7 protein-coding genes are annotated in these 5,831 nt (G+C 33.4%); 3 read left to right on the top strand and 4 right to left on the bottom strand.

From position 1 onward, the window contains the following. On the top strand, positions 1-1,141 hold a 1,141-nt coding region (locus tag N4A40_12370), incomplete at its 5' end, for a stalk domain-containing protein (protein ID MCT4662647.1). Between the two features lie 18 nt (positions 1,142-1,159). On the opposite strand, the gene N4A40_12365 is transcribed toward N4A40_12370, so the two are convergent. Further along, positions 1,160-1,720 carry a GNAT family N-acetyltransferase gene (locus tag N4A40_12365; GenBank protein MCT4662646.1) on the bottom strand — a complete coding sequence of 187 codons (561 nt, stop codon included), beginning with the start codon at positions 1,718-1,720 and terminating at the stop codon, positions 1,160-1,162. Between the two features lie 95 nt (positions 1,721-1,815). Between N4A40_12365 and N4A40_12360 the strand changes: the two genes are divergently transcribed. Then, positions 1,816-2,289 carry a universal stress protein gene (locus N4A40_12360; GenBank protein ID MCT4662645.1) on the top strand — a complete coding sequence of 158 codons (474 nt, stop codon included), beginning with the start codon at positions 1,816-1,818 and terminating at the stop codon, positions 2,287-2,289. Here the strand turns inward: N4A40_12360 and N4A40_12355 are convergent, their stop codons facing one another. Then, complete coding sequence (locus tag N4A40_12355; protein ID MCT4662644.1) at positions 2,290-2,982, bottom strand: DUF2161 family putative PD-(D/E)XK-type phosphodiesterase; 693 nt, start codon at positions 2,980-2,982, stop codon at positions 2,290-2,292. Between the two features lie 133 nt (positions 2,983-3,115). Continuing rightward, positions 3,116-3,628, bottom strand: coding sequence for a ferritin-like domain-containing protein (locus tag N4A40_12350; protein MCT4662643.1), 513 nt, complete (start codon positions 3,626-3,628; stop codon positions 3,116-3,118). A 202-nt stretch (positions 3,629-3,830) separates the two neighbouring features. On the opposite strand from N4A40_12350, the gene N4A40_12345 reads away from it, so the two are divergent. Then, entirely contained in the window at positions 3,831-4,346 is a 516-nt protein-coding gene (locus tag N4A40_12345; GenBank protein MCT4662642.1) for an ECF transporter S component, read from the top strand. Positions 4,347-4,532: 186 nt separating this feature from the next. Here the strand turns inward: N4A40_12345 and N4A40_12340 are convergent, their stop codons facing one another. Beyond that, positions 4,533-5,585 carry an endonuclease/exonuclease/phosphatase family protein gene (locus N4A40_12340; GenBank protein MCT4662641.1) on the bottom strand — a complete coding sequence of 351 codons (1,053 nt, stop codon included), beginning with the start codon at positions 5,583-5,585 and terminating at the stop codon, positions 4,533-4,535. Between the last annotated feature and the right edge of the window lie 246 nt (positions 5,586-5,831).

The raw sequence follows: 5,831 nt of genomic DNA, 5'->3' as shown, positions 1-5,831 counted from the left end.
CGATGACAGAGACAAAAGAAAACCAAAAGATAAGATTGAACCTAGCGATGAATCAGAACCACAAGATGCTGAGGACAGTAGCTCTAACGAGGAAAATGCTACGCGTAGCGAATTAGAACAAATAAGAGAAAAATTAGAACAAGCAAAAAAAGAGTTTGAAGAAGCTAGAGAAGCTTTCAAAAATGCTACTACTGAAGAAGAACGAGCAGCTTTAGAAAAATTAAAAGATGAATTTGAAATGAAAAAAGATGCTATTGAAGAAGAAAAAGATGCACTTGAAGCTACTCTAGATGATGATGAAAAACAATTTGAAGCAAGAGCTAAAAAAGATAAGAGAAAAGCAAAAAATAAGCTAAAAGAAACTGAAGATGCCATAGAGGATCTTGAAGAAAAATTAGAAGATGAAAATCTTGATGATGAAACAAAAGAAGAATATGAAACTAATTTGGAAAATCTTAAAAAAACCGGAAAAAATTTAAACGCCGAATTAGCTAAACTTAGAAATACTATAAGAAAAACTATTAGAGACGGTTACACAGAAGAAGAAATGGAACAAATTGATGCTCTTAAAAATGAATTACTAGATAAATATGATGACATTCAAATACTTGATATAGACAGTATTTTATCAGATTCAGCTAAATTTAAATTTGACACTCCTCCTGTAATAAAAGAAGGAAGAACTTTAATTCCTGTTAGAGCTATTACAGAAGGTTTTGGAGCTGAATTAGACTGGAATAGTGAAACTAAAACAGTAACGATCGTAAAAGAAGGTCAAACGATAGAATTAACTCTTGGATCAAAGACAGCTGTAGTAAATGGAGAAACTATAGAACTTGATACTCAAGCCGACTTAATCAACAACAGAACATTCGTACCACTTAGATTTATCGCTGAAACATTTGGATTAAATGTTGACTGGAACGCCGAAGATGAAACCATAGAAATAGACGATGAAGATGACGAAAGTGATCAAGATGACGAATCCTCTGAAACTTCAGATGAATCTTCTAATGGTGAATCTACTGAAGACAGCAGTGACACTTCATCAGAAACAGAGGATGGATCTGATTCATCAGATTCCGATTCTTCTGATGAATCAGGCACAGAATCTGATGAAAATGCAGAGACAACAAATTAATAGAAATCATTTTAAACATTAGCTTTCTAGGGCTTTGTTCCTAAGTACCATGTGAATGTGGTCTTCCCATTTTCCATTTATTTTGAGGTACTTAGGAGAAAGCCCTTCTTCTATGAAACCTAACTTTCTAACCACTGCAAGAGAAGGTTCATTTCTTGGTATTATATTTGCCTCTATTCTGTGAAGCCCATAATCTTCAAATGCTATTTCTATCCCTTTTTTAAGAGCCTCTGTCATATACCCTTTGTTAAGTTCATTTTCATCTAATTTGTAACCTAGAAAGCAAGATAAAAAGCAACCATATACTATGTTGCTAAATCCAAGTGTCCCTATTGGACGTTCTAAATTTTCATCATTCTTTTTAAAAATCCATAATCTAAGCTCTTGACGATTTTGAACCCTCTCATAACTATCATTTAATTGCTCTTCATGATGCTCTATCGTGTAGAATTCATCATCTCTCTCGGGCTCCCAATTAGATAGTAAATTTTTATTTCTCTCATAATAATCTAGAACTCCCTTTGCATAATTACCATCAATCACAGCTAAGCAAAGTCTATCAGTATACCATTTCTGCATTTTAATCGCTCCTTTAATTTATATTTTGTAAAATGGGTATATATGTAGTAAGAAGTGGTGATTCTTTTGAATCGATTCGGAAAGGAGGAGTATTCGTGAAAAAAATATTATTACCAGTTGATGTTTCTGGCTTAAGCGATAAAACTTTCGAAACAGCCCTACTATTTGCAGAAAAACTAGATGCTATGGTTATACTTTTGAATGTAATCAAAGAATCTGAAATAGTAGAAACTAGTTTTAGTGGAATCCATGCATACGACACCTATTACAACGATATCACTCTTTACAACAAATATTATGCAGAAGAAAGATCTGGATTGCTCTATAAAATAAGCGATCAAGTACTATCGTCTGTTGCTAAAAAATTCCAAAAAGAATCTATAAGAACAAAAACTATCATAGAGTACGGTCATCCTAGCGATCAGATCTTGGCCGTATCAGAAGAACAAGCTTGTGATTTAATCATAATGCCAAATAAAAACGAATCGGCCATAAAGACTTTCTTCCTTGGCAGCAATACCGACAAAGTAGTACACCACTCTAAAATACCTGTTTTAGTTGTTAAGTAATTACTTAGACGCCATCCAATTATCATATAATTGCTCTGCTAGATCATATTCTTGCAGAGCTTTTTTTCCTTTAGCATTTAGCGAATAAACTCCTCTATCAACCCTATCAAACCAGCCGTGGTAATTTTTAGTCAATATAGCTCTGGCCTTGTCCATGCTGAGCAAATTCGAAAGTTCTGCACTCTTTATTTTATCGACCTTTGAAAGTGAATATGCAACTATAAGTGATTGCTCCTTATATACCGTCATTGTCTTTCCACGTGTTCCTCCCACATTGATATTCGTTATCCTCTCATCTGCCTCTCTAACTAGCTTTTTCTTCTTTTTATAATTTTTTCTAAACACATACGCTTTAGGTTCAATATGTATCTTTACTTCACCACTAGCATTTACTGTTATTAAACCTACTCTTATGGCCTTTAATAATCTAACCATTTGATGCCAGCTTTTCTTAAATGAGCCACCCTTTGGCATTGGTATAGCTACATAAACACATTCGCTAAGTTTCTGTCTTTCCATAGCCTGATAGACCAATTTCAAGCAAAAACTTTTTTTCAGCTCTACCAATATTATCTCATCTTCTTTTCTAGCAACTAAGTCACAGTCTTTTACTTCTGCTTGTACCTCATAGTTTTGTTTTTCAAAATACGTTTTAATAGGTTCATATAATTCAGTTTCAGATTTTATACTCACGTTTTTCACTCCTAACGTCCCATACACTCTCTATTATATTATAAATCAATAAACTTCAAAATGTATAAAACAGATTTACTAAAAAAGGAACCAGCAATACAATATCACCAGTTCCTCGAAAATTTTTAGGTTATTACAATCTAATTTTTCTAATATCGTCTTTTAATCTTTCGATATCTGCTATCCAATCCTCTATGTCATTTTCGTGCTCGAGTTCCTCATTTAGTATACTAACTGCCATTTGGTATGTTGCATGATCCTTTCCATTTGTGAAATCAGCTATTTCTTCATATCTTTGAATAGCACATCTCTCACCTCTTAAATTCTGTTCTAGTATAACTTCTATATATGGATCATCTGGTACTTCGTACTCACATCTAGCAAAATCCCACCATTTTTTAGGATCTAATATAGGTGTCCCACCTAATTGTTGAATTCTTTCAACCACTAATTCTGCATGAGCTAACTCTTGATTTGCATGAACTAAAAGCTCTGGCTCTACTTCACTTCTCATAGGTCCTTCCATCATTCTAGCACCTACCCAGTATTGATAATAAGCTAACCACTCTTCTGCCAATGCTTCATTTAACATTTGAATAAGTTCTTCTACATTTAGATTAGAAATCTCAATTGCTTTTTTTCCCATAATAGCACCTCCAAAATTTTCTTAGCTACAACACGCTAACTTCCATATACCCCTAATTAATTCTAAAAACCACAAAAACTGTCCTCTAGTTTTTTTCATTTTTGTATATTTAAAAAGGTCTATTCAAATGTTATAAATAGTTATACTATTTATCGCGGCGATAGTGTCTATTCATTCAAACTATATTCAGGAGATGATTTTTATGGCAAATTCTTTCAAAACCAATGATTTAACTAAAATAGGTATGTTCGCAGCATTTATGTTCGTTGCAACTTGGATTCACATCCCTATATACATAGGATATTCTAGCATGATACATCTCGGCACTGCGGCTCTTTTGATTTCTTCGACTCTACTAAAGCCAAAACATGCTTTTTTAGCCGCTGCAATCGGTATGAGTCTATTCGATTTACTAGATCCTGCATTCATTGCATGGGCACCTTTTACATTTATCATAAAGGGTAGCATGGCTTTTGTTGTTTCATTTTGGATTTCTAAAAACGGTCATGGTTTACGTCCATATTTAATAGCTTTTAGTATAGGTGCTCTAATTTCAGTAGTTGGGTACTACATTGCAGGCAGCCTCATAGTAGGTAATTGGATTGCACCTCTAACTCATATTCCAAACTCTCTAATAACTAGTGCTATTGGAATCGCTATTTCTATACCTCTTAGTATTTCTATAGGCAAGGTTTCAAAAAAAATCAGCAGAGCTTAGTATCCTTTAATTTACAACAAAATTTGGTATAAATAATAGTGGCTAAGTGTCAGATCTAAATTTATGGATAAATTAAATCTGACACTTAGCCACCTTTTTAATTAAACCTTTCGCCAATAGGTTAATAATTTATCAAATTATTTCGAGAAAACTTCCTCCTCTATTTAGGTTTAGTGGGGGAGCATGTCACTTAAGTGATATATTTATTTTTACCGGATTGTGATCTGAATTTACAAAATCAAGATCTATTCCTTCTACTGAATCAATCTCTATATTTGGTGATACCAAAAATCCATCTATAACTGTCATGAAATTTCGGCCTCTTTCAAATGGTAAATCCAAAGCTCTAACTGTTGGTATAGTTTCATCAAATCCCCAGTTCCATCCCTCTAAAGCCCAGTCAGCTTCCATTTTCATAGCCCAAGAAGGCATGGGTCTTTCTGTTTTAAACCAATCCTCTGTAATTCCTGGCAACAAATGATTCCAGTCCCCACCAATTACTACATAATTTCCTTCTTCGTATCTTTCTTTCATATAATTCTTCAAATAATCTAATTGCTTCTTTCTAAGCGTTCCACCAGAATCATAAGCTGAGTTGTGAGTATTTATAACAATCAGTTCTTTTTCACTTCCATCTATCGGTAATCTATGTTCCACGAAGCATCTATCTAGGAATCCCAACTTTTTCGGCCAAGAATAATTGCCTGGAAATTGATATCTAGTAGAACTTTTTACATCAAATTTCGATAATGTGGCTAATCCACTTTCCATATGTCCTAGCATCGGCCAAGGATATGGCACATAAGATACCTTGTAATTGTATGCAAATGTACTGTCATATTCTCTTTTTAGATTCTTTATTTCCTCATATTCATTTAAACCATTTGTTCTAGTAGAATTAATGTCTACTTCTTGAAGCAAATATATATCGGCATTTTGACTATTTATAAAGCTCTTTATAGCCTCAAAATTGCTATTTACATCTTCTTCATTTGGCAATACGCCAACTCCTCCATCCATGAAAAATGTCTCTCCGCTTCCAAGCCCTGCATATCCAATATTCCAAGATAACAAACTCAATTCATTCCCTACTGCAATTCCTGTATCAGACGATTCAACATCTACTAGAGTCTTTTCTTCTGGCGTGTAATCAGTAATCGTAGCATAAATCAAAAATACAATAATAATTAATACTAATCCACCAATAAATGATGCTAATAATTTTAAAATTTTAACCATTATTTTTGTCTCCTTATACATAAAATTTATTAACAAACCATAGGATAAAACTACCCCTATTCATCCTATAACTCTTATATTTTACCATATTTTTGTGAGCTAAGACCTTTCATATTGTATTAAACTTTGCTATAATTGGTATTGCAGTCTTGTAACGATATGTAGGGGTACATATCTAGGCAGACACAACATAGGGTTAAACGCTTTTAGGGTAAGCGTTTTAAAATTTACGAAAGGTTGGGTTTT

The organism is Tissierellales bacterium (genome assembly GCA_025210965.1).
In the GTDB taxonomy this organism is placed as follows: domain Bacteria; phylum Bacillota; class Clostridia; order Tissierellales; family JAOAQY01; genus JAOAQY01.
This window is presented reverse-complemented; position numbering and strand designations above follow the sequence as displayed.

Excerpts from the sequence above, each read along its gene's own strand:
- N4A40_12365 (MCT4662646.1), bottom strand. The coding sequence starts at position 1,720 with ATGCAGAAATGGTATACTGATAGACTTTGCTTAGCTGTGATTGATGGT.
- N4A40_12340 (MCT4662641.1), bottom strand. The coding sequence starts at position 5,585 with ATGGTTAAAATTTTAAAATTATTAGCATCATTTATTGGTGGATTAGTA.
- N4A40_12345 (MCT4662642.1), top strand. The coding sequence starts at position 3,831 with ATGGCAAATTCTTTCAAAACCAATGATTTAACTAAAATAGGTATGTTC.
- N4A40_12350 (MCT4662643.1), bottom strand. The coding sequence starts at position 3,628 with ATGGGAAAAAAAGCAATTGAGATTTCTAATCTAAATGTAGAAGAACTT.